Source organism: Amycolatopsis sp. Hca4 (assembly GCF_013364075.1).
Classification (GTDB): domain Bacteria; phylum Actinomycetota; class Actinomycetes; order Mycobacteriales; family Pseudonocardiaceae; genus Amycolatopsis.
Genome location: NZ_CP054925.1, coordinates 7,949,226 through 7,975,156, shown reverse-complemented (window position 1 = coordinate 7,975,156; position 25,931 = coordinate 7,949,226). Strand labels below are relative to the sequence as shown.

Genomic DNA, 25,931 nt, shown 5'->3' with positions numbered 1-25,931 from the left:
GGTACGCCGTTCTCTGGAAGGACTCAGCAGGTCAGCCGCATGACGACCCGCCGCGCAGTCGGACGGCTGACTTCGGTGAAGCCCGCGTCGGCGAAGATGCCGACGGCGCCGACGAACAGTTCGCCGGGCCAGGCGAGCTTCTCCCCGGGTTCGACGACCATCGGATAGCCCTCGACCGCCCGCGCGCCTCGCTCGCGGGCGAAGTCCCCTGCCGCCTTCGCCAGGGCCGCACTCACCCCTCGGCGCCGGAAGCCCTTGCGGGTGACGAAGCAGGTGACGGCCCAGACGCCGTCGTCCGCCTTGTCCTCGTCACGGCCGGCCCAGACCAGCCGGCTGGTGAGCAGGCGGCGGTAGGCCGTGCGGGGCTCGACCGCGCACCAGCCCGCGGGCTCGCCGTCGAGGTGGGCGACGAGCCCGGTGGCGTGGTCGGCCGTCTGCGCGCGCAACCGCTCGGCCCGGTCTTCGGCGGTGCCCGAGCACCACTCGGCAGGGGTGTCCTTGAAGTACTGGCAGCGACAGCGGGCGGGATCGCCGCGATCGCCGAAGATCGCCAGCAGGTCGTCCCACGACGCCTGGTCGGCAGGCACGACAGTCAGCATGGTTCCGACGTTAGACCAGGTGGCCCGTGGTGACGTCGACGTGCTCGGGCACCTCGTCGTGCACGTCGCCGACCGACAGCGTTCCCGCCGGCTCGACGAGCAGCACGCTCGCGCCGCCCTTCGAAGACGGCTTGTGGAACGTGCCCTTCGGCACCACGAAGACCTGCCCGCGGCCCAGCGTGACCACGCGTTCGTCCGGGTCGCGCACCCCGATCTCGATCTCGCCGTCGAGCACGAGGAAGAACTCGTCGGTGTTCTCGTGGACGTGCCAGACGTGCTCGCCGTCGAACCGGGCGAGGCGGATGTCGTAGTCGTTGACGCGGGTCACGATGCGCGGGCTCCAAGCGGCGTCGAAGCTCGCGAGGACTTCGTTCAGGTCGATCGGGTTCATGCGTCCATCCTCGGCCTGGCTCCGGCGGCCGGGGAGTGCTAGGAATCGCACATGTCGCAAGAATTCTCGCACCGGGTCGTCGCGATCGTCACCGAGCAGTCGAACCCGTTCGAGATGGGCGTGGCCACCGAGCTGTTCGGCCTCCGCCGCCCCGAGCTGGGCCGGCCCTGGTACGACTTCACGCTCTGCGCGGCGGCGCCGGACGTCCGGATGAACCTCGGCATGTTCACGCTCTCCGGCGTCGCGGGTCTCGAGGCGGCCGACACCGCGGACACCCTGATCGTCCCGGCCCGCCCGGACACCGACGTCCCGACGGACCCGGCGATCATCGCCGCGGTCCGCCGCGCGGCCGACCGCGGTGCCCGTCTGGTCAGCTTCTGCACCGGCGCGCTCGCCCTCGCCGAAGCGGGCGTGCTCGACGGCAAGCGCGCGACCACCCACTGGCAGTGGGCCGCTTCGCTGGCCGCCCGGTTCCCCAAGGTGCGGTGGGAGCCGGACGTGCTGTTCGTCGACGAGGGCAACGTCCTCACCGCGGCCGGCAGCGCGGCTTCGCTGGACCTGGGCCTGCACCTCATCAACCGGGACCACGGGGCCGAGGTGGTCAACGCGGTGAGCCGCCGCCTGGTGTTCACCGGCCACCGCGACGGCGGCCAGCGGCAGTTCATCGCCCGCCCGGTCCCGGCGGTCCCGGAGACGTCGCTGGCCCCGGTGCTGGCGTGGGCACTGGAGCGGCTGGACCAGCCCCTGACGGTGTCGGACCTGGCGTCCCGAGCGGCGACGAGCCCGGCAACGCTGCACCGGAAGTTCCGCGCGGAACTGGGCACGACGCCGCTGGCGTGGCTGACGACGGAACGGGTCTCGCTGGCCTGCCGCTTGATCGAGCGCGGCGAGCTGAGACTGGACCGGGTAGCGGCATCGAGCGGCTTCGGAACGGCGGCGAACTTGCGGGCGCAGTTGCGGCGTCACACGGGCCTCAGCCCGAGCGCGTATCGCCGCCGCTTCGGCCCGGCGGCGTGAGACGCTTGATCAGCTCACGCGCCTCCGGGCGACAGAGGTCGCTGATCAGGGCCAGCAACCGGGCGGCGGAGACGCGGATGTGGGTCGGGGCTCCGTCATCGTGGGCGATCTCCCGGGCGACGATTGCAGCGGCTTCCCGGTGGTTGCGGTGCAGGCGCGCGGCAGCCCAGGCACTGCGGCAGCGGGCGACCGGGCCCAGGGTTTGGTCCCGGGCCAGGTCGAGCAGGCCCAGCGCCCCTTCCTCTGGCTGGAAGTGCCCAATCGTCGCCCAGACCCGCGCGTCTCGTTCACCTCGGAAGCTGCGCAACACGCGAAGTACCTCGCCACGCAAATCGGGCCGGTGCGCCGCCAGCCGCCCGGCGGCTTCCCTGCGGGCGGTCACGGGGAGTGTTTCGTCCTTCATCAACGACTCCAGCGCCGCCGTCCCGAGTTCGTGCCCCCGGGCACCCAGCTCGGCGAGGTCGTCGGCCGCCCACCAGCGCAGTCTCGGGTGACAATCGGGGGCCGCAGCGATCGCTTGGAAAAGCTCCGCGGCGGCAACGCGATCTTCGCGGCAGTAGTCGGTCAGCTTCTTCGCTGCGTCCCGCCGGAGCGGCAGCGGTCGACGCTGATCATCGCGGATCGTCCGGAGCTCGTCCAGGCGCCTCAACCCGAACAGGACACGAAGCCGGACCCGATCGGCGATGCGTCCGCCGGCCAGCAGGTCTTCCAGCTGCTGGCAGCACGGCATGGGAAGTTCGGAGGTGAGATCGATCAGGACGAGGCCGGCGTCGGCCCGCTCGCGCCCGGGCCGTTCGGCGTCTGCCAATACGGCTTGTGCGTCGGCGATGACGCGTTCGCGCCAGTAGTCGTCCAACAACGCCAGCTCACGTCGCGCGCGACGAACAGCGGTGTTGCCGCGACTCAGTGTCTCCAGTTCTTCGACCGCGGCTGGTTCGAGTGCGGGGGCGATTTTGCTCAGCCCCAAGGCTGCGTTGATCCGGTCGGCCGGTGCGAATTCGGGGCCACCCAGCCGGTCGAGGAGTTCTCGCTCGACTTCCAGCGCGAAAGAACCGTCGTTCCATCGGGTTATGCACCCTGACCAGGTCTCCGCTGAGACGAGCCGGTCCGAGACCAGCGCCCGTCCGACGGACCGGCGTTCTCGGCCGGTGAGATCATCCAGTAGGGCCGCGCGGATCCTGCCGGAAATGACCGCCGGGTCATGGGCCAGCGCCAGGCGGCACCGGATCACCGGGACATCGGACCGGAAGTAACTGAGCACCCTCAACGCCTCACCACGCTCTTCCTGACTCAGTTCAGGATCACCGACGAACCGCAGCAGGATCCGCCGGGCGTACTCCCCTGTCGGCTGGTCGATGCGCGCAAGTTCGAAAGCGGCATCACAGCGGTGGTCGATCGGCCTTCGCTCGTCCTCCATCGTCGCCTGCAGCGCGGTGACGGTCACGGACGCGGTATCGGGGTGCAGACTGACGAGGCTTCTCATCGCACCGCTTTGGTAGCGGACATCGGTGAACGGGTCCTCAGCTTGTACTTTCAACTCGTCGACCCCCACCGACGCCCCGCCTGGGACCAGCTCTGTGAGGAGAACGGCGGCTTCCTGCCGTCTATAGCGGTCCACATCGCGATCAAGCACCAACCCGCGGATGTCTTCCACCACGTCGGCACCGAGCTCGACAGCGTCGCGAACCGAACGAATCCACGAGAAATCTGTTATTTTCGAGCAAAGCCTGAAGACCACTTCGAACGCAGCATCAGGTCGCAGGAAATTGTTCCTCGCCAGGAGGATCGCAGCGTGGCACCGCGCTTCGGCTTCGGCCGTGAAGTCGCCGACAACCTTACCGAGCGCGAAACGCACCCGGCCGATGTTCAACGAGGCAAGCTCATCCATCGCGGCCGCAGCGTCACACATCCGGTCAGCGCGGGTGGCCGGCGCAAGCACCCTGTCCAGCAATCCGTCCGCTACAAGACTTCGCGTCGCCGCGCCGGTACGACTGACCAGGCGCCCCATGACAACGATTTCGGTGTCGTCGACGACATCGTCACGGAGTAGCCTTACGATTCTTAGCGCGGCCGCGTTGTGGAATCGGCGGTGCATCCACGCCAAGATGATCGCAGCGTCGTATCGCTGGCGACCGCTGCGTTTCGGGTCGTCGATCACCCGTTCCAGTATCCGGGCCAGCTCGTCCGGTTCGGACACGTCCCAACGGTCGTGCGAGAGGCCCTCCGCCCAGGTCTCACTGTCTTCCTGCATGAGCTGCAGTCCGATAATCCCGGCCGAAGCCCGCGGGGCCAGCTCGGGGGCCAGTCGCTCGAGCTGTCGCCAAACCTCCAGCCGGAGCTTCAACGGAAGCGACGCGGCCGTTAGAAGAACCAGCTGGTCGATCGCTTGCGGATGGAACTCTGGACCGAGGCGGGCAAGCTCGGATGCCGCCCGGTACCGTGTTTCGACGGTTGATTCCGGCCGATTCATCGCGGAGCTCAGCCCGGCCAGTGCCTGCGCACGGTGTGCTTCACCCAGTCCTGCAAGGGCACCGTAAGCATTCATGGCGAGTGAGGCGGGTTGCAGCGGGTGATCGACGGCACGCACCAGCGCCCCGGCGGCGTCCGGCCGGTGGTCAGGCCCGAGTTCAGCCAGTCTGCTCCCGGCCGAAAGCAGATACCCCGTGCCCGCGGCGGGATCCGCAAGCACCGAATGCAGAAGGGTGACCGTCGCCGCGAGGAACTCGGGCCCGCAGTTGGCAAGTGTGGACGCGATGAAGGGCCGGTCGAAGCATCTCCCGGCCCAGCCTGCGGCCAGCGCGAGTATCAGCTCGCCCGCCCTGATGCGGTACTGAGGGCCCAGCCGCGACAGAACGCGAGCGCCGTGCAGCCGGGCGGTGTAGTGCAACCAGAGGTCGGTGACCCGGCGCTCGAGCGCGTCGGCCGCCTCCGCCAGGTGATCCGGCCCCAGCGACGCCAGGCCGATCGCCGCGTCTTCGACACCGTGAACCGACCAAGCACGGCGGTTGAGCACAGCACGGAACACCGCCGCACAGCGTTCGTGAAACTCGATATCGATTTCCAGTAAACTCACTGCCGCGGCCACGAAATCCTGGTCCGTCGCACTGGAACTGTCCAATACGGCGGTCAGGGCACCGATCGCCCGCGCCCGCGGCTTGGGCCCCAAACCGGCCAGGACTACCGCAGCATCGCCGTACTGTGTCGGCGTCACGGCCGAACTTTCCAGCACCGATTCCAAGCCGAGCACCGCCGCCTCGCGCTCCTCGTCGCCGCACTGCGAGAGCGCTTCGGCCGCGTCGAGACGCGACTGTACGTCGATTTCCACGCTCTTCACGACCGTCCGGAGCGTCTCCACCGCCTCCGCGCGGGCGTCGTTTTCGAGCCGCGTCCCCAACGCCACGGCGGCCTCGACACGCGAAGGCCACGGCAGGCCCTCGTCACGCATCAGGCCCTGCAGCCAGCCCACCAGATCCGGGTAGTGGGCGGCCCGACTGACCTCGGCGAAGATCTTCCCGCCCGGGTACTGCGTGGTGGCGGCCCAGGCTCGGGCCGTCGCCAGGAACGCGTTCATGACGTCCGCGCCCGCCGGTACCCGCCAGGCGAGCAGCCGCGCGGCGAGCAGGTGCTGCTGCGGTCCGTTGTCGTGCAGGTGCCCGACCAGCCGGTCCGCCTCCGCCGGGCGCAACCGCGTGTAGTGCAGCAACACACGCCGGGCGTACCGGCCGCGCTCCTCGGGCTCGGCCGCGTGCAGCAACTCGGCGAAGTCCTGATGCGCCGGCTCGAAGGTCTCGGGCAGTAACCGCGCCTTGGCGGTGGCCGCGAGGTGCTCGGCGAAACTGTGGTGGAGGAAGCCAAGATCGCCGGCGCGGAACAGGAACGGCCCCACCGAGGCCAGGTGCTCGACGAGCCGTTCTCGCCAGCCGGCTTCGGCGCCCAGTTCCGGCAGCTTCGCGCCCACCCAGCGGCACGCCGCCGTGCTCAGGGACGTGTCCTCTTCGAGCCGGACGCGGCCGAGGTACTCCAGGAGCTGCCCGCAGCACGAGTCGAATGGGCCCGGCGGCACGGCATGCGCCGACCACAGGTACCCCAGGTACATCTCGTACAGCTCGTACTGGTTGTCCGGCAGCGGCCGGTCGGCGTACTTCTCGAAGATGATCGCCGCGATCGTGGCCAGCAGCGGGACCCGGACCAGCTCCTCCAGATGGGCGTCCCGGATCTGGCGGACGAACCGCTCGGCGGCACCGGCGCTTTCCGCGAACCAGTGGTCGGCGAACAGGCGGAACGCCTCCTTGTCGAACGGCAGCAGTTCGTAGCGCGCCGCGCCGATGCGCTGGAACGGCGCCAGCGTCGCCCCCTCGATCGGCCGAGTGGTGAGGACGACGCGGTGGACCGCATCCGACGCCCATGCGGCAAGCACAGTGACCAGCTGGTCCCGGAGGGCGGTGTCGGCGACTTCGTCGAGCCCGTCCACGAGCAGCAGCCACCGGCAGCCAGCGACCCGGCCGGTCAGGTCTTCCGCGCGCAACGGCTGGGCGAGCATCGCGCCGTACTCACCGCGGACGGTTTCGGCCAGCGCCTCGTAGAAGGGCAGCTCGAGCCGGCTCGCGAGCTCGCGCGCGGTCAGCCGCAACGGGAGAACCGGTTCGCTCAACGGCGGGGAGCCGGCGGCTCCCTGCCAGCAGCGGGCGGCTTCGGCCGCCAGCCGCAGCGATAGGGTTGACTTGCCCTGGCCGGGCCCACCGGTCACCAGCAGGTGCTCGTCACCGTCAAGTGCCTCCCTGAGGCACCGCGAGGGCGGCCGCACCATCAGCCGGGCCGGTGGCGGGCCCGGGACGTCGATGAGCCTGCCCTTGCTATCGAGCACCGGGAGCGGCCGCGCCTGGTCGGACGGCTGGAGCTCGGTCCCGGTCGTCACGTCTTGGCGGACGTAGACGGTCGCAAGTGACGGCCGGCGCGCCCCCGGCAGCCGGTAGGGCATCTTCTCGGCGTTGCGGACCTGAGCCCTCAGCAGGGAAACGATCTTCAGCGGCAGTTCGGGGAGATCCGACCAGTCCGCCGGCGGATCCACCGGAACCGGCTCGGCCGTTGGAGAAGCCGGCGGGAATCCGACGTACATGTCGCCGTGCACCGTGCCGACCTGCAGGGCCGATCCCGCTGCCTCTCCGGATATGTGGTTGGCCGGCTCCGGCGGTGGTTCCTCCGTCACGAATTCTCCTCCCGCCGGACCAGCACCCTAGCGGTTCACCCCGCAACCGAACACATTCAGTGATGACGGACAGCGTCACCTCAGCGGCGCGAGTGCCGCGGTCAGCGCGGCCCGCTGCAGCCGGGCCGGGTACGTCTGCGGGTCCGCCGCCGCCAGGACGTTCAGCCCCTCCACCAACGCCACCAAGCTCTTCGTCGTGCACTCCAGCCGTTCGTCCGTCCACTCCGGACGGCACGTCGCCACCAACCGGTTCACCCGGGCCAAGAACGACCGGTTCGCCGCTCGGTGCCGCTCCGCCAGGTCGTCGTCGGCCAACGCCGCCGCCAGGAAGCCCACCCACACGCGGGATTCCTCGTGGTGGCCGTGCGGGAGGTCCACCGCCTGGCCGAGGACCGCCGCCAGTGCGTCGGACGGCCGCTCGCACGCCGCCTCCGCCGCGTCCGCGCGGGCCGCCGTTCGCTCGTGCAGGAGGTCCCTGGCGTGCAGCAGCAACGCCTTCTTCGTCGGGAACGCGTGCATCACCAAGCCGGTCGTGCAGCCCGCGCGCTCGGCGACCGCGCGCAGCGTCAGGCCCGGCAGGCCGTCTTCGGCGAGGACCTGCCACGTCGCGTTCGACAGCAGCTCGCGCTGGGCCCGGACGTCACGCTGCCTCGCCATGGCCCGGAAGCGTAACAGGTGCTACGGTAACGCTTGTTACGGGAAAGAAAGTGAACGCCGATGATCGACTGCACGCTGACGATCACCCCGGTGACCTGGGATGATCCGGATGCGGTCCGCCTGCGCGAGGCCCAGCGGACCGAGCTCGACGCCCGCTACGGCACCGACGACCACGAACCCGGCGCGGTCCCCACCGCCGAAACCGTCGCCGTGTTCCTGCTCGCGCGTGACGCCGGCGGCACCGCGCTGGGTTGCGGCGGGCTGCGGCCGCTCGGGCCGGGGTCGGGCGAGGTCAAGCGCATGTACGTCGAGCCGGCGGCCCGCGGGACCGGCGTCGCGGCCGCCCTGCTGCGTGCGCTCGAAGACCACGCGCGGGACCTCGGGATCACGCGGCTGTTGCTGGAAACCGGCACCGGACAACCGGACGCGATCCGCTTCTACCAGCGCGAAGGCTACGAGCCGATCGAGGCGTACGGGCCGTACCGCGGCGAGCCGCTCTCGCGCTGCTTCGCCCGCGATCTGTGATCGGCTTTCCGATGGCCGCCCCAGGCTGAGCTATTGGCGGCCAGACGCGCACCCGGCCTAACGTCGGAGGCACGGCGATTCCGCCGTTCCTACCACGAACCGGAGTTTCCCTTGCGCATCAAGCAGATCGGCGCCGCGCTGGCCGCGGCCGCCGTCTTGGCCGTCCCCGCGACGCCCGCCGACGCGGCGTCGCGAATCATCCCGCTTGACCTCTCCGCCGGGCAACAGCCCGAGAACATCGCACTGGAGCCCGACGGCTCCGCCGACCTCACCTTCGCCTACACCGGCGAAATCGGCCGGGTCACGCCCGGCGGCCACGTCGGCGTCATCGCCCGGATCCCGGTCCCCGCCGACGGTGACGTCCCGGTGGTGCACCGGAAACTCTTCCTCGGCGGGATCGTCCGCGCGCCGGGCGGCGACCTCTACGTCGCCGTTTCGACCGGCACCGCGGCGACCGGCCTCTACCGCGTCCGGCCGGGAGCCGCACCGGTGCAGGTGGCCGCGCTGCCGCCGTCCGGCTTCCAGAACGGCGTCGCCCGCGATCCCGCCAGCGGGGACGTCTTCGTCGCCGACTCGTTCGGCTCGGTGGTCCGGCGCGTCTCCCCGCGCACCGGGCAGGTCACCGACTGGGCCACCGGCGAACTGCTCGCCCCGGACGGCGGCTTCGGCGCGAACGGCGTCAAGGTGCACGACGGCGCGGTCTGGGTGTCCAACCTGGACCGTGGCACGCTGGTGCGGTTCCCGCTGAGCGGGGAACCCGGCCGGGTCGTCGCCTCGGGACTCGGCCCGGTCGACGACTTCGCCTTCCACGGCGAGGACGTCGTCGCGGCCGTCAACCAGGAGAACCGGGTGGTCAGCGTCGGCCGCGACGGGGTCCGGACCATTTTGTCCATTTCGGATGGCTTGGCCAACCCGACGTCGGTGGCCGTCCGCGGTGACACCCTGTACGTGGCCGACAGCGCGTACTTCGGCGGCTCCCCCAACCTGCTGCGCACCCGGCTGAAATGACCGTGCATCCGCACGCCGATTGTGCACACGATTTCCGTGATATCCGGGAAACGGTTGCTGGGAACCAAATCCACCGGTAAGTTGGCGGACCCCGGTGTTCGGTCATCGGCCACCGGGGTTCGCGCTGCTCGGCGGAGCGGGGAGGCCACCGCCGAGAGAGCGCTTTCCGGCGGTAGGGGTCGCCGCCGGGTGCAGGAGGGAAGCAGTGCCTTGGTGTTGCGGGGAACGGTCATGGCCGAGCGCGTGACCGAGCCGTACGTGGTCGGCCTGGAAGCCATCGCGGGTGAGCTGCTGCGCGGGAAGTGGTGTGTCTACCTGCACGAATGGCTCGGCGACGAGCTCGATTTGCCGACCTGGCTGGCCGAGGTGGCCACCCACGCCGAGCACGCCGGCGTCGAGGTGTGCTTCGTCGAGATCCCGCGCAAGGACATGACGCTGGTGGCGAACGTGCGCGCCCTGCCCAGCTTCGAGCAGGTCACCGAGTCCGTGGCTGCGCTCGAGCACTACCGGGGGCTCAACGCGGGCAGCCGGAGCGTGGTTTTCCGCCGATCGGCCCAGTGACAGGGGCGCGATCGCCGCGCCCGATCCGCCGGCCCGGCCGCCGGACGAGGTTGACTTCAACCTTCCTGGAGCTTTTACCGTCGGCACCATGACCGCACTCCGCACCGCACCGCCGCCGATCCCGCGCACCGTCTGGATCGCCTCCGGGGTGATGGCGCTCGGCGGCTTCCTCGGCAACATGGACGCGTCGATCGTCGCGCTCGGGCTCGAATCGATGCGGGACAGCCTGGGCGTCGAGCTCGTCGCCATCCAGTGGGTCGCCACGGCGTACCTGCTGGGCCTTTCGGCCGCACTGCCGCTCACCCCGTGGCTCGGGCACAGGTTCGGCGCCGGGCGGCTGTGGCTCGGCGCGCTGGCCGCGTTCCTGCTCACGTCGGTGGCCTGCGCACTCGCCCCGGACGCCGTCACGCTGATCGGCTGCCGTGCCGTGCAGGGCATGGCCGCGGGCGTCATGGTCACCGCGGGCCAGACCGTGATCGGGCTGGCCGTCGGCCCGGAACGGCTGGGCCGCACCATGGGCACGCTCGCCCTCGTCGTCGGGCTCGCCCCGGTCGTCGGGCCGAGCGTCGGGGGCTTCCTGCTCGCGCACTTCTCCTGGCCGGTGCTGTTCTGGCTGAACGTCCCGATCGGCCTGCTCGCGTTCGGGCTGGCGCTGCGGTACGTGCCGCGCGGCGACCGGCAGCAGCCGCCGCCGGTGGACTGGCGCGGCCTGGCCTTGGTCTCGCTCGGCCTGCCGCTGCTGGTGTACGCGCTGACCGAACTCGGCGCGCCGGGCCCGCTCCGCGTCGTCCTCGCGGCCGTCGGCGCCGCGGCGATGGGCGTGTTCACCTGGTGGTCGCTGCGGACCCCGCACCCGGTGCTGCGGCTGCGGCTCGCCGCGCGGCCGGTGATGGGCTCGGCACTGGTGTCCGTGCTGCTCGGCGGCGCCGGGATGTTCGGCGCCGTGCTGCTGCTGCCCCTGTGGTTCCAGCTCCGGCTCGGCGCCGGCACCGCCGAATCGGGCGTCCTGCTCGCGCCGATGGGGCTGGCCACCACGGTGTTCGTGTTCTTCGCCGGCCGGCTGACCGACCGCCACGGCGGCGGGACGGTCGCGCTCGCCGGGTCGCTGGTGGTGCTGGCGAGCACGGTGCCACTACCGTGGTTCGGCCCGGAGACGCCGACGTGGCTCGTCCAGGCCGTGCTCCTGGTCCGGGGCGCCGGGCTGGGGCTGTCGATCATGCCGGCGTCGACCGCGGCGTACGCGTCGGTCGGCGCCGCCGAGCTCGGCCACGCCACCGCGCTCGTCAACATCGTGCTGCGCGTCGGCGGCGCGCTCGGCGGCGCGGTGTGCGTGATCGTGCTGTCGGCGGGCCTGGGCGCCGGCCCGGCGACCGGGTTCGGCTGGGCGTTCGCCGTGCTGGTGGCGTTGTGCGTGCTGGGTTCGGCGGCCACGGCCTGGCTCCGGCGGGCCGATCGGTCGTCCACAGTGGACGCCAAGGCGTGATCCACCAGGGAAGCTGGCGGGATCTCCTGATCGGTGATTTCCTGGAGTCGGTCATGCACTGTCGGTAGGGGGAGGACTGGCGATGGCAGGGGTGTTCAGGCGGCTGGTCGCGGTGGCGGCGACAGTGACAGCGACAACGGTGCTGGGCGGCCTGCTGGCGGCCACGCCCGCCGCGGCCGCGGGATCCCTCGACTGGCAGCCGTGCGCGGACGCGCCGGGTGTCGACTGCGCGGCGGTGACGGTGCCGGTGGACTGGGCGCACCCGGACCGGGGCACCACGACCGTCGCGCTCGCCCGGCGCAAGGCCACCGACCCGCAGGCGCGGATCGGCTCGGTCCTGATGGACCCGGGCGGTCCCGGCGGCTCAGGCACCGAGGAGGTCAAGAACGGCTGGTCGCTCTCGGCCGAGATCACCCGGCGCTTCGACACCGTGGGGTTCGACCCGCGTGGCGTCGGAGCCAGCGGGCGGATCTCCTGCGGGCTCGAGGAGCTGATCGCCGACCACCCGCGCATGCCGCGCAACCAGGCCGAGTTCGAGCAGCTCGCGGCGTACAACCGGAAGCTCGGCGAGAGCTGCAACCGGCTCTCCGGCCCGCTCGGGCAGTTCGGCGACACGAAGAGCGTCGCGCGGGACATGGACGCCATCCGCGCCGCGCTCGGCGAGCCGAAACTGACCTACTACGGCGTCTCCTACGGCACGCTGATGGGCCAGCAGTACGCGGAACTGTTCCCGGACAAGGTCCGCGCGCTCGTGCTGGACAGCAACATGGACCACTCGCAGTTCACCTCGGCCGAGTTCCTGCTCAGTGAAACGCGGTCGGTGCAGGCGGAATTCGGCGAGTTCGCCGCGTGGTGCCAGCGGACGCCGAGCTGCGCGCTGCACGGACGTGACATTTCGAAGCTCACGCGTGACCTGCAGGACAAGGCGGCGCGCGGAGAGCTGAGGGACCCGCGCAGCGAAGAGGTGATCGAGCCACTGGACCTGGCCGGGATCTTCCAGGGCAACTTCTACGGCCCCAGCTGGGACAGGCTCGCGACGGTGCTCAAGCTGCTGGCGGACGGCACCGCGCCGGGCGCCTCGGCGAAGCTGCGCGAAGACATCCCGATCAACTACGTCTTCCCGAGCGTGTTCTGCGACGACTGGCGGCTGCCGGTGCACGACTTCGCCGAGCTCGAAACGTACCGGCGGGTGGCCGCGGCGTTCGCCCCGGACGTCAAGGTCAACTCACTGGGCTGGACGGCGCTCACCGGCTGCATCGGCTGGCCGAACCGGACGAGCAACCCGCAGCACCCGCTGCAGGTCCACGGCGCACCACCGCTGCTGGTGCTGAGCAGCAGGCACGACCCGGCGACGCCGTACGCGTGGTCGCAGGCCGTGGCCCGCCAGACGGGTAGCACCCTGCTCACCTACGACGGCTGGGGCCACGGCGCCTACTTCAAGAACAGCGCGTGCGTGGTCAAGGCGACCGACGACTACCTGATCTCCGGGAAGCTTCCGGCCCGGGGCACGCACTGCGCGGCGGTCGAGCCGGGAACGGCAACGGCGCTGGCTGCGCGGCCGCCGTCGACAATCGGTTTCTGAGCGGCCGCCGGGGTTTCCGCGGGCTACCGGCCCCGGCGTCGCCAGAGACCGGTCACCGCCGCCAGGGCCCGCGCTCCCGGCGACAGCACCCGCGCGGCCGCCTCCGGGCCGATCCGGCGGCGCATGCGGTAGGCCAGCTCCAGCACTTCCAGGTCCTCGGGGCGGCGACGGCCGCGGACATCCGGCCGCAGCATCAGCTCGCTCACCGTCACAGGCTTGCCGCTGCCACGGTGCGCCGTGCGCCCCATCAGGAACCTCCGCTGCTTTTGCCGACCCGGGCGTGGCGATTCTATGAATTGGATTCGGGTTCGTCACCTTACTGGCGAGTTGTGTCCGGTACGTGTCCCTCGCTGGTTAGCCTCGGACCATGATCACCATTGGGGGCCTCACCGAAGACGACCGCGCTGCCTGGGAAAACCTGTTCGCCGGCTACAACACGTTCTACGGCAGGACGCTCGCTCCGGACCTGGTGGACCGGGCGTGGCGCGAGTTCGCCGCCGGGGAACGGATGCACGCCCTCGGCGCGCGGGCCGAGGGCGGGCTCGTCGGCATCGTCCACTTCTTCACGCACGTCAGCACCACTTCGGCCGACGTCTGCTACCTGCAGGACCTCTTCACCGATCCGGCGGCGCGCGGCCGCGGGGCCGGGCGGGCGCTCATCGAAGCCGTGGCCGATTGGGCCCGCGCACAGGGGTGTGCCCGCGTCTACTGGCACACCCAGGCGTCGAACACCACCGCGCGGCAGCTCTACGACCGGATCGCCCTCGACAAGGGCTTCATGCAGTACCAGATCCCGCTCGGCTGACCCTCACCGACGGTGCCGGCCGCCGCCGCATTCGTGGTGCCCGCCGAACGACGGGCCCGCGGGGCGGCGGCCGCCCCACATCGACGGCCAGTCCGGGGTTCCCGGGCGGCCGCGGGACCACAGCGGAACGTCCGGGATCTCGTGGCGCACCGGCGCCGCCTGTTCGGGCAGCTTCGGCTTCGCCTTGGCCAGCGGCTTCACCTTGTCGACGACCTTCACCGCGCGGGCCAGGGTTCCCTGGTGACCCGGGCTGAGGGAATCCGCCTCCGAGTCGGCGTCCACCGGAGAAATCGGAGCCGGCTGGCCGGGTTCGGCCACGGATTCCGGAGCCGACGGCGGCGCCTGCTTCGCCGGGGGCACGACGACGTCAGCCGGGAGCGGAACCAGGGCCACCGCCGGGGGTTCCAACCCGGCCGGGGGCCAGGCCGCCACCGTGTCGCGCGCGGACGGCATCGACACCGCCGCGCTGACCCCGCCCGTCAACGCCAGCGCCCCCGCGACCACGGACACCACGCGCAGCCGCGACAGCGACCGCAGGACCTGCGGCTTCTCCCGGTGCCGGGCCCGGGGCAGCACGAGGGTGTCCTCGTCGCGGTAACGGTCGCGCGGCGCGTCGGACCGGACCAGCAGTTCGGCGACGGTGACCTGTTCCCGGCGCGGAGCCCTACGTGCCATCAAACCCTCCACCTGGGCCGTCCGGACGCCGGCGGCAACGCGTCCGGACGGCCGATCATAGAAACGCTTCAAGTCGCTGTAAAGACTCGATCACCCGAGCCGGCCGCCACCGTCCACATGCAGCACCGAGCCGGTGACGAACGGGTTCGCCAGCAGCTGGAGGGTGGCCGCCGAAACGTCCGCGGGGCGGCCCACCCGGCGGGCCGGATTCGCTTCCGCGGTCCGGCGGAAGAATTCCGCTTTCGCCTCGCCGAGCCGGTCCCACGCGCCCGAGTCGACGATCCCCGGGGAGATCGCGTTGACCCGGATCGGGGCCAGCTCGACGGCGAGCGCTTCCGCAAGGAACGCGACCGCGCCGTTCGTGGTCGCCATGACCGTCCTTTCCGGCATCGGGCGCCAGGCGGCGACCCCGGAGAACAGCACCATCGCCCCGCCTTCGCGGAACCGCGGGGCGAAGTGCTTGGCCAGCATCAGGGGACCGACCACTTTGGCGTCGAAGGCCCGGGCGACCGCGTCCCGCTCCAGCGTCGTGACCGGGCCGTTGGCCGGCGCCGCGGCCAGTGAGACCACGTAGTCCACTTCGCCTGCTTCTTCGGCAAGCGCTTTCATCGACGATTCCTCCCCCAGATCCGCGAACGCGGTCCGGACGCCGGGCTCCGCCGGCGCCGCCGGATTCCGGCCCGCCCGGATCACTTCCGCGCCCGCCGCGACCGCGTCCACCGCGATCTGCCGGGCGATTCCCGCACTGCCACCCACGATGACCAGCCGCTTTCCCGAGAACGACATTTCGGTGCTCCTTTCGTCTCGCACACCGGGTTCAGCGCCGGAGCAACCGCGAACAATCCCGTCGTGATCCGGAGGTTTTCGATGGCTGCGATAGAATTCGTGAATGCCTACGCTGCGCGCGCTGGAGTGCCTGGTCGCGGTCCTCGACGCGGGCTCGATCACCGAGGCGGCCGCGCGGCTGCACCTGTCGCAGCCCGCGCTGTCGCACCAGATCGGCGCGCTCGAACGGGAACTGGGCACGCCGGTGCTGGAACGGCTGCCCCGCGGGGTCCGGCCCACCGCCGCGGGGCGGGCGATCCTCGCGGACGCGCGAGCCGCGCTGGCCGCCGCCGAGCGGGTGGTCCGAACCGGACGCGCGGTGGCCGGCGGCGGCGAAGGCACCCTGCGGATCGCGTGCGCGGAGAGCATGACCGCCGGGCTGCTCGCCCCCGTGCTGCGGGCCTGGCACCGGCACCACCCGGAGGTGCTGATCACGCTGACCGAGACCACGAGCGCAGACGCGCTGGTAGCGGCACTGGAGGCGGGCGAAGCCGACGTCGCGGCCGGGCCGCGGCCGAGCCGCTGGACCGGCGCCGTCGAGGTGGTCGGGCGCGAGGAGATCGTCGTGGCGCTGGCCGCGGACCACCCGTTCGCCACCCGCGCGCATGTCCCGATGACCGCCCTCGCGGGCATTCCGGTGGTGCACTACCACCGGGACAATGGTCTCGCCGGGTGGCTCGACCAGGAGGCCGCGCGGCGCGGCGCTCTACTGGAGGCGGTGATGCGGACGAAGCAGGCGGCGACGGCGGCCCAGCTCGCCGCGGCGGGCCTCGGCGTGGCACTGGTCCCGACCACCGCGCTCACCCGGACCTACCCGGGTGCCCTGCGGCGGCTGCAGCCTCCGCTGCACCGGGACGTCGTGACGTTCACGGCGACGCCGTCGGATTCGCTCGTCCGGCGGTTCCGTTCGGACGTGCTCCGGCGCGGGCTCACCGTACCCGGTGTCCTGTCGGACAAACTCTCCGCAGCACACCGTTAAGTCCTGGTGAATCTGACAGATTTCCTACGAAGGTTTTGTGCCATCCAGACGAACTTCTCCCGCGACGGCGGATTTGGCGTCGGCATTCGCCAAAGTTTGGTTCCATCGGATAGCTTGCTCCTACCGGTCAGTACCGGTGGGTGAGGCCGATCGGGTGAGGCGATCAGCGAAAGATCGAGGGAAGCGGGGACGACCATGCCGAAGCACCGGCCACGTCGCAGGAGCACGCGTTCGGTCCGCCGGACCGCCGCCGCGCTCGCGGGTGGGGCGCTCGTCGTGCTGCCCACGCTGACCACGGGCCTGCCGGCGCCGGTCGTCGTGGCCAACGCCGGGGACAGGCAGCCGGACCAGGCGATCGCCGCCCCGCCGCAGCAGCCGGACATCGTCATGCCGCCGATCGCGGTCGACGGCAGCCTGCCCCAGCCGCCGCTGCCCGAGCCGCTGGTCGTGCCCGGCGGGCGAGCGGGCTCCGCGGGCATCTCCGGCTCGCTCGGCATCCCGGGGAGCATGCTCAAGGCGTACAAGAACGCCGCCGACATCCTGGCCAAGGAACAGCCGAACTGCCACGTCGACTGGGCGCTGATCGCCAGCATCGGCCGGATCGAGTCGAACCACGCCCGCGGCGGGTACGTCAACGCCAACGGCGACACCCTGGAGCCGATCCTCGGCCCGGTGCTCAACGGCGCCGGCGCGTTCGCCGCGATCCGCGACACCGACGGCGGCAAGTACGACGGCGACGCGGTGTGGGACCGCGCGGTCGGCCCGACCCAGTTCATCCCGTCGACGTGGCGCGGTTACGCCTCCGACGGCAACGGCGACGGCGTGTCGAACCCGAACAACATCTACGACGAGACGCTGGCCACCGCGCGCTACCTCTGCTCGGGCGGCCTCGACCTCTCCACCGACGCGGGGCAGCGCATCGCCGTGCGCCGCTACAACAACTCGCAGTCCTATGTGGACACCGTGATGGCGTGGGCATCGGCCTACCGCGGCGGCGTGGCCCAGCTGCCCGACAGCCAGGTGCCGATCGGCGCGCCCGACGCCCCGGACGCCGCCGCGGCCGGAGCCCCGGTGGGCGTCCCGGCGCCGCCCGCGCCACCGGAAACCACCCCGCCGGTCACCACCACCCCGCTGCCCGGCACGTCCACGACGCCGAGCTCGTCGACCCCGACGTCCACCACGCCGACGTCGGCCACCCCGACTTCCACGGAGTCACCGCCGCCGCCGTCGTCGTCGACGACGCCCACGACGCCGTCGCCGACCAGCAGCACCACCACCGCCCCGCCCCCGTCGTCGACGGCGGCCGCCGGTTCGGACAGCGCCCCCACCGAGACCACCTCGACCAGCGCGGCGGGATGAGCCCGGTGGAGCCGTTCCTGGTGCACATCCGCTGCGACACCGACGGCTACACCCACGCGGTCACCGAGGAAGAGTTCGCGGCGGGTCGGCACGACGGCCGGTTCCGCGCGGTGTGCGGGCACGTCGTGCTGGCGGCACCGATGATCGAGGAGCCCGGCCGGTTCGACCCGGTGTGCCGGGACGTCCTGCGCGCGAGCAGCGAGCCTGCCGTGCCCCGGCAGGAGCGCCGCCGGCTGCGGTGGCGCAGCCGGCGCTAGTCCACCAGGGCCTGGATGCCGTCGAGCATCCGGTTCAGGCCGAACTCGTAGGCGGTGTCGCCCTGCGCCTTGGCCGTCTGGTCGAAGCCGCCGCCGAGCCAGATGCGGTTCATCGCCGGGTGCTGGTCTACTACGAAGTAGTTCTCCCAGAACGACGACCGCTGGTGCCACCACGCCTCGGTGGACTGGCCGGTGCTGCGCTCCAGCCGGGTGTTCTCCGCATCGAGCGCCGCGTTCGCGTCGACGTAGGTGCCGATCCCGTTGGCCGCCGCGACGGCCTGGCGCGGCGGCAGGCCGAGCGCGTCCATGATCGACAGCAGGTACTCCTGGCCCGCCAGCTGGCCGGGCCCCAGCGGCGGCCGGACGCGCGAGACCTCGCACAGCCACGGGTGCGCGCGGTAGGCCTGCCGGGTCCGTTCGGCGTAGAGCGCCACCTGCGCACGCCAGTCCCCGTCACGCGGCTCGCCCGGCCCCGGCAGCCGGCGGCCGACCAGGACGTCGTCGACCATCAGGTCCACCAGCTCAGCCTTGCCGGGGACGTAGGTGTAGAGCGTCATCGTGCCGGCGCCGAGTTCCTTGGCGACGCGGTGCATCGACGCGGCGGCGAGCCCATCGGCATCCGCAACCGCGATGGCGGCGGCGACGATCCGCTCGATCGTCAGCGTCGGGCGGCGGCCCCTGGTCGGTTCGGCAGCGGCGGCGCGGGCGCGCCAGAGCAGCGCCAGCGTCCGGTCGACGTCCTCGGCGCCAGTGCGTTCGGCGGTCATGCGGTCCCCTCGCTCGTCGCTGCGGAGATTACCCTGGAAGGGGACGGAGGGGGTGTGAGGAGATGGCCGCACGCAAACCACCCAAGGTGTCTTTCCGCTGGTGGATCGACCGCCAGATCGACCAGGCCCGCGCCCGGGGCGAGTTCGACGACCTCCCGGGCACCGGCAAGCCCCTGCCGAAGCCGACGGGAAACGACGCGGCGACCGACTGGGTGCTGCGCGAGGTGAAGAAGGGCGGCCACGACACGAAGGCGTTGCTGCCGCCGGCGCTCGCGCTGAAGAGAGAAGTCCAGGACCTGCCGGAGACGCTCGCCGCGGAACGCACCGAGGCGCGGGTGCGCGAAGTCGTGGCCGACCTGAACGAGCGGATCCGGCAGGCCTACCTCAACCACCACACGGGACCACCGTTGACGGTCGCGCTGGTGGACGTCGAGGAGGCGGTCCAGGACTGGCGGCGCTCACGAGCGGCGTCGTAGCGGCGCCCGCACGGCAGCGATCACGGCCCGCCCTCCCTGGGGGCTGCCCCCGCTTCCAGCGTATCGGGGCCGCCCGACGAAAATCGGGAACCAACCCCGCCGACAACCCAGCTGTCCACACCCCCACCGCATTGTGCGCAACCAGCCGGCGAGCGCCGAAGAGCCACAGATCAGCGAAACCGCTAACAGCCCGACGGGCTGTAATCTGGTTCGATGAGAGGCCAACTAGTCGTCGTGCCGCTGCTGGCGGTGCTCCTGCTGTTCACCGTGCCCTGGTGGACGCTGGTGCTCGCCCCGGAGTGGGGCACGGCGGGCACGATCGCCGGCACGGCGTTGTTCGCGCTCGGCCTGGTCACCATGCCGGTCGCGATGTTCCGGGGGCACTCCCGGCACCAGAGCGACGCCGCCGCCCGGCTCGGCGATTCGCTGCTCGCCGTCATCTGGGTGCTGTTCAGCTGGTCCGTCCTGAGCCTGGTGCTGCGGGTCGCGCTGCTTGGCGTCGACGATCCGCTGCGGTCGCGGATCGTCGCGGGTGCCACCGCGCTGATCGCCGCCGGGTTGCTCGTGCACGGCAACCGGGTCGCCATGCGGGTGCCGCCCGTCAAGGCCGTCGACGTCCTCATCCCGCGGCTCGGGCCGGGGCTCGACGGCCTGCGCGTCGCCGTGCTGACCGACACCCACTTCGGGCCGATCGACCGGACGAAGTGGTCGGAAGAGGTCGTCGCGGCGGTCAACGCGCTCGAGGCGGACGTCGTCTGCCACGCCGGTGACCTCGCCGACGGCGCGGTGGCCAAGCGCCGCAAGCAGGTCGACCCGCTCGGCGGCGTCCAGGCCGGGCTCGGGCGGTTCTACATCACCGGCAACCACGAGTACTTCGGCGAGGCCCAGGCGTGGCTCGACCACATGGAGGGCCTCGGCTGGGACACCCTGCACAATCGTTCGACGCTGCTCGAACGCGGCGGCGACCGGATCCTCTTCGCCGGCATCGACGACCCGACCGGCACGGCGTCCGGCCTGCCCGGCCACGGGCCCGACCTCGCCGCGGCGCTGGCCGGACGGCCCGACGGCGTCCCGGTGGTGCTGCTGGCCCACCAGCCGAAGCAGGTCCGCCAGGCCCGCGAGGCCGGCGTCGACCTGCAGATCTCCGGGCACACGCACGGCGGGCAGATCTGGCCGTTCCACCTGCTGGTGCGGCTCGACCAGCCGACGCTGTCCGGGCTCACCCGGCACGGCGAGACGCAGCTGTACAACAGCCGCGGCACCGGGTTCTGGGGCCCGCCGTTCCGGGTCTTCGCGCCGAGCGAGATCACGCTGCTCACCCTGCGTCCGGCCTGAGCGCAGAGCTCTGAGCTCAAGCCGAGCCGGACCCCGGCCTACCGACAACTTTTTTTGTCTTGACAGATGCATGCGTCGGAGGCAGGCTGTCCGCATGACGACGACAACCTCTGCTGACGGCACCCGGATCGCGTACACCCGCGCCGGGTCGGGCCCGGCGCTCGTGCTCGTGGACGGCGCGATGTGCTACCGCGGCTCGTCCCCCAACTACGCGCTGGCGAAGGAGCTGGCCGCGCACTTCACCGTGTACACCTACGACCGCCGGGGCCGGGGCGAGAGCGGCGACGCCGGGCCGTACGCGGTCGAGCGCGAAGTGGAGGACCTCGCGGCGATCGTGAAGGAGGCGGGCGGCGAGGCGTTCCTGTTCGGCATTTCGTCGGGCGTCGCGCTGGTCCTCGAAGCGGCTCCCCGGGTCGCGGCGCCGAAACTGGCGCTGTACGAGCCCCCGTTCATCGTCGACGGCAGCCGCCCCCGCGTCCCGGAGGACTACCCCACCCGGCTCGACCAGGCCTTGAAGGACGGCAAGCGCGGCAAGGCGGTCAAGATGTTCATGACCGAGGGCGTCGGGCTGGGCCGGGCGGTGGTGGCGATGATGCGGCTCATGCCGTTCTGGGCCAAGCTCAAGAGGGTCGCCCACACGATCCCGTACGACACGGCGCTGGTGATCGGTCACCAGGCGGGCGAACCGTTGCCCGCGGCGTGGCCGGAGGTGACGGCCCCGACTCTGGTGATCGACGGCGGCCGCAGCCCGGACTGGATGCGCAACGGCGTGGGGTCGCTGGCGAAGGTGCTGCCGTCGGCGGAGTACCGGACGCTGCCGGGCCAGACGCACATCGTGAAGGCGACGGCGCTGGCGCCGGTGCTGAAGGAATACTTCCTCCGCTGAGGGCTTGTACCCCGTTTTGTACGGCTGCGCCCGATCGTGGCCGCCATGAGACGCCTGTTGCCCCGCACCCTGGCCGCCGCGCTGGCCACCGGCTTGCTCGCCGTGCCCACCCCGGCGGGTGCGGCCGATCTGCAGATCGCCAACGGCGGGTTCGACCTGGGGCTGACCGGCTGGAGCGGATCGCACAGCCCCGGCGGGGTCACCGCGGCGACGTGGGACGGACGCACCACCGCGCGCATCGACGACACGGCCGCGGACAAGGCCTACGGCCGGGAGAGCCAGCCGGGACTGCCCGCCACGGCCGGCGTCCGGTACACCGCCTACGGCCAGGTGTGGACCGAGAGCGGCGCGGCCGACCTGTACCTGCGGTTCCGCGACTCGTCCGGGCAGCTGCTGGGCAGCGTGACCGGCGGTTCCGTCTCCGGCAGGAAGTGGAACACCGCCAGTGCCTCGGGAGTGGCGCCCGCGGGGACCACCAGCGTCTCCGCGCTCATCTACTCGGGTGTCGGCAACGTCGGCACCGCGTTCTGGGACGACGTGCTGATCAGCAAGGACGACACGGACCTCGGCGTCCAGCTGGAAAGCAGCGTCCCCAACGCCACCACCTTCGCCGGCGGCAAGGCCTACGCCGTCTACACCGGCACCGCCGACAGCAACCCGCAGCTCGCGGTCATCGACGTCGCCACCGAGAAGGTCACCTCGAAGCTGACCTTCCCGGACACCACCGACACCCCCACCGTCGGCGGCTGGGCCGCCACCACGGCCACCGACGGCAGCGTCTACCTGGGCACCTATCCGAACTCGAAGCTGTACCGGCACGTGCCGGGCACGACCACGCTGACCGACCTCGGCCGCGCCGAAGGCGGGTACTCCTTCATCTGGGACCTCGAAGCCGGCGCGAACGGCAAGGTCTACGGCGGCACCTACGACAACGGCCGCTACTTCAAGTACGACAACGGCACGTTCACCACCATCGGCGCCACCCCGGTCGTCGTCGGCGCCGAGTACGTGCGCAGCATCGCCCACGACCCGGCCGCCAACGCGACCTACCTCGGCACCGGCACGAACGCTTCGCTGGTGCGCTACGACAACGTCACCGGGCGGACCGACAGCCTGCTGCCCGCCGAGTACGCGCACAACTCGATGGTCGGCGGCCTGACCTGGACCGGCGGCCGGCTGTTCGCCTGGCTCGACCGGACGCTGCTCGTGCTGCAGGTCGTCAAGAACGCCGACGGCTCGTACCGCTCGGTGGTGGACGCGACGATCACCGACACCGACCTGCACCACTCCCCGGCCGCGGACGGCAAGGTCTGGTTCGTCAAGGAGGGGCTGCTGCAGTCCTACGACATCGCCACGAAGGCCGTGCAGGCGACGAACGTGCGGCCCGACCTCGACGTCACCGGCTACAGCTGGGAGAACGGCACGCTCGCCGGCCTCGGCGCGGGCCCGGACGGCACCCGGATCTTCAAGTACAGCCCGGCGACCGGCGCGTCGAGCACCCGGCTCGTCACCGGGACACCGGTGCTGCCCGCCGCGATCAACGCGCTCGGCACCGGCCCGGACGGCAGGATCTACACCGGCGGCTACCTGACCGGCGGTACCGGCGTGTACGACCCGCTGCACGGCGACGCCGACGACAACCGCCCGGACACGCCGACCCGCAACGGCCTCAACCAGACCGACAGCCTGCTGGCCCACGACGGGAAGGTCTACATCGGCGTCTACCCGTCGGCCCGGCTGTACAGCTACGAGCCGGGCGGCACGTGGCCGCCGAAGCTGCAGTACACCGGCGGCGCGACGGGCGACAAGGCCGCCGACTGCCGCACGGGCGAGGGCCCGCCGCCGCAGGACCGCCCGTACGCGCTGGCCGGCGCGCCCGACGGGACCGTCTACATGGGAACGGTCCCGAAGTACGGCAAGCGCAGCGGCGCGCTGAACATCTGGCAGGACGGCACACCGGGCCGGGCGGTCTGCGTCATCCCGGACCAGGCGGTGGTCTCGCTGGCCTACGCGGGCGGCAAGGTCTTCGGCGGCACGTCGACCCGGGGCGCACTGGGCGTCAACCCGGTGTTCGCGCCGGGCGTCTCGGCCGAGGTATTCTCCTACGACCCGGCGAACGGCGCGGTGGCCCGGTACCCGCTGCCCTCGACCCGCGCGATCACCGCGTTGACCGAGGTGGACGGCCAGGTCTGGGGCCTGGCCGGGGGAACGCTGCTCACGTTCGACCCGGCCGCACCGGGCGCGATGAAGACCCAGCGCCTGTTCCCGGACCCGGACTACGACGCGAAGCCGACGATGGCCTGGCGCGACGGCGTGCTGCTGACGGTCCCGAAGGACCCGGACCACGTGTACGGCACCCAGGGCGACCGGATCTTCAAGATCGACAAGGTCACGAAGGCGGTCACGGTCCTGCTGACCAAGCAGGGCGTGGAAGACCTGACGGCCGACCGCTTCGGCGACCTGTACTACAAGATCGGCGAGCGCCTGTACCGGCTGACCGTGCACCCGTAGCCGGAGACCGTGGCCCGGCCCACGCCGCGAACGCCCGGACCCACACGGGAAGGGCGGGAGCGGCGGGCCGGGCCGCTCGTCCGCGGCCGGTTCCAACGCGCTCCACGGCACGAAGCCGGGGCTCGCGTCGGCGCGGGAGCTCGGGGCCCGCACCGTCGCGTTCCCCGCCGTCTCCACCGGCATCTACCGGTGGCCGATGGCGTCGGCCGCGGACATCGCGCTCACCACCGTCTCCGAGGCCGAACCCGGGCCCATCGAGGAAGTCGTCTTCGCGCTCCGCGGCGACGCCGCCGTCCAAGCCTTTCAGGCTCGTCACAACTCCCTTGCCTGAACGATCACCCACCGGGCAGGGTGCAGGCGTGCCCACCCGCGCCCTGGTCTTCGACTTCGACGGCACGCTCGCCGACACCGAATCCGCCGTGCTGCAGTCCTGGCAGGCCGTCTTCCGGGAGTACGGTGCCGAGCTGCCGCTCGATGCCTGGTACGCCGTCATCGGCACCCAGCACACCACGCCCGCCATGTTCGCCCTGCTCGCCGAGCACGCGCCCGGCATCGATCCGGAGGCACTGCGGCCGAAGACCCGGGCCCACGTCCTCCGGCTGCTCGAGGACCTCGGCCCGCGCGAAGGGGTCCGGGACTACCTCGACACCGCCAAGAACCTCGGCATCCGGCTGGCCGTCGCCTCCAGCTCGTCCGGGGCCTGGGTGAACCCGCACCTGGAACGGCTCGGGCTCGACCACTACTTCGACGCCGTCCTCACCGGGGACCTCCACAAGGCCAAACCCGACCCCGACCTCTACCTCGCCGCCCTGGCCGAGCTCGGTGCCGCGGCACCGGACGCCATCGCCTTCGAGGACACCCCGCACGGCGTCACCGCCGCCAAGGCCGCCGGGCTGACCTGCGTCGCCGTGCCGAACGCGATCACCAGGAACCTCGACTTCGGGCAGGCGGACGTCGTGCTGCCGTCTTTCACCGCCAAGCCCCTGGAGGCGCTGCTCAGCCGGTGACCAGCGCCAGCAGCCGGTCCAGGAACGGCAGCTGGCCCTTCACCAGCTTCTCCCGGGCGGCCTCGAGCGGGAACCACTCGACCCGGTCCACCTCGGGGAACTCCTGCTGCCGTCCCGAGCGCGGCGGCCACTCCATGGTGAACGTGCCGGGCACCACCGCGGCCGGGTCGAGGTCGGCCTCGACCGCCCACGCCGTCACGACCTTGCCGCCCGACTGCTTCACCACGCCCAGCTCGACGTACTCGCCGTCGGGCGCGGGCAACCCGAGCTCCTCCGAAAACTCGCGCCGCGCCGCGGCCTCCGGCGACTCGTCCGGGTCGAGCTCGCCCTTGGGCAGCGACCACGCGCCCGCGTCCTTCTTCGCCCAGAACGGCCCGCCCATGTGCCCGAGCAACACCTCGACCTCGTCGCCGCGGCGACGGTGGAGCAGGAGCCCGGCACTCTGTTTGCCCGCCATGGGGACAGTCTCCCGAAACTCTTCCAAGATTTTTCCGCGGGGCTGTCGATCCGGCGAGAACCCACTCGACGCGTAGGCAGAAGGCAAGACGGCAACCCAGGGGAAGGAACCCGCCATGACCGCCACCACCGTCCGCGAAACCCGCACCACCGCCCCGGCGAAGACCCAGGTCACCGGCATCGTGATCGGCGCGAGCCGGATCGTGATCTCGTTCCTGTTCGGCTTCCACGGCCTCCAGGGCTTCGGCTTCTTCGGCGGCATCGACGGCCAGGGCGGGGGCGTCCCGTTCGGCTCGTTCCCCGGCTGGTGGGGCAGCGTCTTCGAGCTCGTCGGCGCGCTGCTGCTGCTCGTCGGGCTCGCCAGCAGGCCCGCCGCGATCCTGCTGTCGGGCGTGATGGCCTACGCCTACTTCACCGTGCACGCGCCGATGGGCCTGCTGCCGCTGCAGAACATGGGCGAGCCCGCCGCGGTCTACTCGTGGGTCTTCCTGCTGTTCGCCGCGATCGGCCCGGGCCGGTTCGCGCTCGACACCCTGATCAAGCGACGTCGCTGACGAGCGCGCG

25 protein-coding genes and 1 pseudogene are annotated in these 25,931 nt (G+C 71.6%); 17 read left to right on the top strand and 9 right to left on the bottom strand.

Annotated features, from left to right (window positions below; all coding sequences use genetic code 11):
- Positions 1 to 23 precede the first annotated feature (23 nt).
- Together HUT10_RS36290 and HUT10_RS36285 are read right to left on the bottom strand one after the other, a co-directional pair.
- On the bottom strand, positions 24 to 599 hold the full coding sequence (locus HUT10_RS36290; RefSeq protein WP_176175307.1) for a GNAT family N-acetyltransferase: 576 nt from the start codon (positions 597 to 599) through the stop codon (positions 24 to 26).
- Positions 600 to 609: 10 nt separating this feature from the next.
- Complete coding sequence (locus HUT10_RS36285) at positions 610 to 990, bottom strand: cupin domain-containing protein (protein WP_176175306.1); 381 nt, start codon at positions 988 to 990, stop codon at positions 610 to 612.
- Positions 991 to 1,041: 51 nt separating this feature from the next.
- Between HUT10_RS36285 and HUT10_RS36280 the strand changes: the two genes are divergently transcribed.
- Positions 1,042 to 2,007, top strand: a complete 966-nt coding sequence (locus HUT10_RS36280; RefSeq protein ID WP_176175305.1) for a helix-turn-helix domain-containing protein — start codon at positions 1,042 to 1,044, stop codon at positions 2,005 to 2,007.
- Here the strand turns inward: HUT10_RS36280 and HUT10_RS36275 are convergent.
- Complete coding sequence (locus HUT10_RS36275) at positions 1,964 to 7,213, bottom strand: hypothetical protein (protein ID WP_176175304.1); 5,250 nt, start codon at positions 7,211 to 7,213, stop codon at positions 1,964 to 1,966. The two genes, HUT10_RS36280 and HUT10_RS36275, sit on opposite strands and share 44 nt — an antisense overlap.
- A gap of 75 nt (positions 7,214 to 7,288) precedes the next feature.
- Positions 7,289 to 7,870, bottom strand: a complete 582-nt coding sequence (locus HUT10_RS36270; RefSeq protein WP_176175303.1) for a TetR/AcrR family transcriptional regulator — start codon at positions 7,868 to 7,870, stop codon at positions 7,289 to 7,291.
- Positions 7,871 to 7,930: 60 nt separating this feature from the next.
- Here HUT10_RS36270 and HUT10_RS36265 point away from each other — a divergent pair, with 60 nt between their 5' ends.
- The 5 genes from HUT10_RS36265 to HUT10_RS36245 all read left to right on the top strand — a co-directional run bounded on the left by HUT10_RS36265 (position 7,931) and on the right by HUT10_RS36245 (position 13,029).
- Entirely contained in the window at positions 7,931 to 8,395 is a 465-nt protein-coding gene (locus tag HUT10_RS36265) for a GNAT family N-acetyltransferase (protein ID WP_176175302.1), read from the top strand.
- A 111-nt stretch (positions 8,396 to 8,506) separates the two neighbouring features.
- On the top strand, positions 8,507 to 9,403 hold the full coding sequence (locus HUT10_RS36260; RefSeq protein WP_254897177.1) for a hypothetical protein: 897 nt from the start codon (positions 8,507 to 8,509) through the stop codon (positions 9,401 to 9,403).
- Between the two features lie 231 nt (positions 9,404 to 9,634).
- Positions 9,635 to 9,964, top strand: a complete 330-nt coding sequence (locus tag HUT10_RS36255) for a hypothetical protein (RefSeq protein WP_176175301.1) — start codon at positions 9,635 to 9,637, stop codon at positions 9,962 to 9,964.
- An 88-nt stretch (positions 9,965 to 10,052) separates the two neighbouring features.
- Positions 10,053 to 11,447: an MDR family MFS transporter gene (locus tag HUT10_RS36250; RefSeq protein WP_176175300.1), complete on the top strand. Its 1,395-nt coding sequence runs from the start codon at positions 10,053 to 10,055 to the stop codon at positions 11,445 to 11,447.
- Between the two features lie 82 nt (positions 11,448 to 11,529).
- Positions 11,530 to 13,029 (top strand): alpha/beta hydrolase, encoded by a 1,500-nt coding sequence (locus HUT10_RS36245; protein ID WP_176175299.1) that lies wholly within the window; start codon positions 11,530 to 11,532, stop codon positions 13,027 to 13,029.
- A 23-nt stretch (positions 13,030 to 13,052) separates the two neighbouring features.
- On the opposite strand, the gene HUT10_RS36240 is transcribed toward HUT10_RS36245, so the two are convergent.
- The gene (locus HUT10_RS36240) at positions 13,053 to 13,235 is read right to left on the bottom strand and encodes a hypothetical protein (RefSeq protein WP_254897176.1); all 183 of its coding nucleotides are present in this window, start codon (positions 13,233 to 13,235) and stop codon (positions 13,053 to 13,055) included.
- 161 nt (positions 13,236 to 13,396) lie between these two features.
- Between HUT10_RS36240 and HUT10_RS36235 the strand changes: the two genes are divergently transcribed.
- Entirely contained in the window at positions 13,397 to 13,834 is a 438-nt protein-coding gene (locus HUT10_RS36235; protein ID WP_176175297.1) for a GNAT family N-acetyltransferase, read from the top strand.
- A gap of 3 nt (positions 13,835 to 13,837) precedes the next feature.
- On the opposite strand, the gene HUT10_RS36230 is transcribed toward HUT10_RS36235, so the two are convergent.
- Together HUT10_RS36230 and HUT10_RS36225 are read right to left on the bottom strand one after the other, a co-directional pair.
- Positions 13,838 to 14,509 carry a hypothetical protein gene (locus tag HUT10_RS36230; RefSeq protein WP_254897175.1) on the bottom strand — a complete coding sequence of 224 codons (672 nt, stop codon included), beginning with the start codon at positions 14,507 to 14,509 and terminating at the stop codon, positions 13,838 to 13,840.
- Positions 14,510 to 14,599: 90 nt separating this feature from the next.
- Positions 14,600 to 15,295 carry an SDR family oxidoreductase gene (locus HUT10_RS36225; RefSeq protein WP_176175296.1) on the bottom strand — a complete coding sequence of 232 codons (696 nt, stop codon included), beginning with the start codon at positions 15,293 to 15,295 and terminating at the stop codon, positions 14,600 to 14,602.
- A gap of 103 nt (positions 15,296 to 15,398) precedes the next feature.
- On the opposite strand from HUT10_RS36225, the gene HUT10_RS36220 reads away from it, so the two are divergent.
- From HUT10_RS36220 to HUT10_RS36210, 3 genes are all read left to right on the top strand, one after another.
- Positions 15,399 to 16,313: a LysR family transcriptional regulator gene (locus HUT10_RS36220; RefSeq protein WP_176175295.1), complete on the top strand. Its 915-nt coding sequence runs from the start codon at positions 15,399 to 15,401 to the stop codon at positions 16,311 to 16,313.
- Positions 16,314 to 16,508: 195 nt separating this feature from the next.
- Complete coding sequence (locus HUT10_RS36215; protein ID WP_176175294.1) at positions 16,509 to 17,672, top strand: lytic transglycosylase domain-containing protein; 1,164 nt, start codon at positions 16,509 to 16,511, stop codon at positions 17,670 to 17,672.
- Complete coding sequence (locus HUT10_RS36210) at positions 17,669 to 17,929, top strand: hypothetical protein (protein ID WP_254897174.1); 261 nt, start codon at positions 17,669 to 17,671, stop codon at positions 17,927 to 17,929. The genes HUT10_RS36215 and HUT10_RS36210 overlap by 4 nt, the downstream gene beginning before the upstream one ends.
- Here the strand turns inward: HUT10_RS36210 and HUT10_RS36205 are convergent.
- Positions 17,926 to 18,696, bottom strand: coding sequence for a TetR/AcrR family transcriptional regulator (locus HUT10_RS36205; protein ID WP_176175293.1), 771 nt, complete (start codon positions 18,694 to 18,696; stop codon positions 17,926 to 17,928). The genes HUT10_RS36210 and HUT10_RS36205 overlap by 4 nt on opposite strands.
- 62 nt (positions 18,697 to 18,758) lie before the next feature.
- Between HUT10_RS36205 and HUT10_RS36200 the strand changes: the two genes are divergently transcribed.
- The 6 genes and pseudogenes from HUT10_RS36200 to HUT10_RS36175 all read left to right on the top strand — a co-directional run bounded on the left by HUT10_RS36200 (position 18,759) and on the right by HUT10_RS36175 (position 24,911).
- Complete coding sequence (locus HUT10_RS36200) at positions 18,759 to 19,172, top strand: DUF1992 domain-containing protein (protein ID WP_176175292.1); 414 nt, start codon at positions 18,759 to 18,761, stop codon at positions 19,170 to 19,172.
- 213 nt (positions 19,173 to 19,385) lie between these two features.
- On the top strand, positions 19,386 to 20,507 hold the full coding sequence (locus HUT10_RS36195; protein WP_254897173.1) for a metallophosphoesterase: 1,122 nt from the start codon (positions 19,386 to 19,388) through the stop codon (positions 20,505 to 20,507).
- Positions 20,508 to 20,601: 94 nt separating this feature from the next.
- Positions 20,602 to 21,393, top strand: a complete 792-nt coding sequence (locus HUT10_RS36190; RefSeq protein WP_176175291.1) for an alpha/beta fold hydrolase — start codon at positions 20,602 to 20,604, stop codon at positions 21,391 to 21,393.
- 45 nt (positions 21,394 to 21,438) lie between these two features.
- Positions 21,439 to 23,904 carry a hypothetical protein gene (locus HUT10_RS36185; protein ID WP_176175290.1) on the top strand — a complete coding sequence of 822 codons (2,466 nt, stop codon included), beginning with the start codon at positions 21,439 to 21,441 and terminating at the stop codon, positions 23,902 to 23,904.
- A gap of 130 nt (positions 23,905 to 24,034) precedes the next feature.
- Positions 24,035 to 24,235, top strand: a pseudogene (locus tag HUT10_RS36180) (macro domain-containing protein); the annotation flags it as partial.
- A 28-nt stretch (positions 24,236 to 24,263) separates the two neighbouring features.
- Positions 24,264 to 24,911 carry an HAD family hydrolase gene (locus HUT10_RS36175; protein ID WP_176175289.1) on the top strand — a complete coding sequence of 216 codons (648 nt, stop codon included), beginning with the start codon at positions 24,264 to 24,266 and terminating at the stop codon, positions 24,909 to 24,911.
- On the opposite strand, the gene HUT10_RS36170 is transcribed toward HUT10_RS36175, so the two are convergent.
- A complete protein-coding gene (locus tag HUT10_RS36170) occupies positions 24,901 to 25,368 on the bottom strand; it encodes an NUDIX domain-containing protein (RefSeq protein ID WP_176175288.1) in 468 nt (155 codons plus the stop codon). The genes HUT10_RS36175 and HUT10_RS36170 overlap by 11 nt on opposite strands.
- Positions 25,369 to 25,483: 115 nt before the next feature.
- On the opposite strand from HUT10_RS36170, the gene HUT10_RS36165 reads away from it, so the two are divergent.
- Complete coding sequence (locus tag HUT10_RS36165) at positions 25,484 to 25,921, top strand: DoxX family protein (RefSeq protein ID WP_176175287.1); 438 nt, start codon at positions 25,484 to 25,486, stop codon at positions 25,919 to 25,921.
- The last annotated feature ends 10 nt before the right edge of the window (positions 25,922 to 25,931 follow it).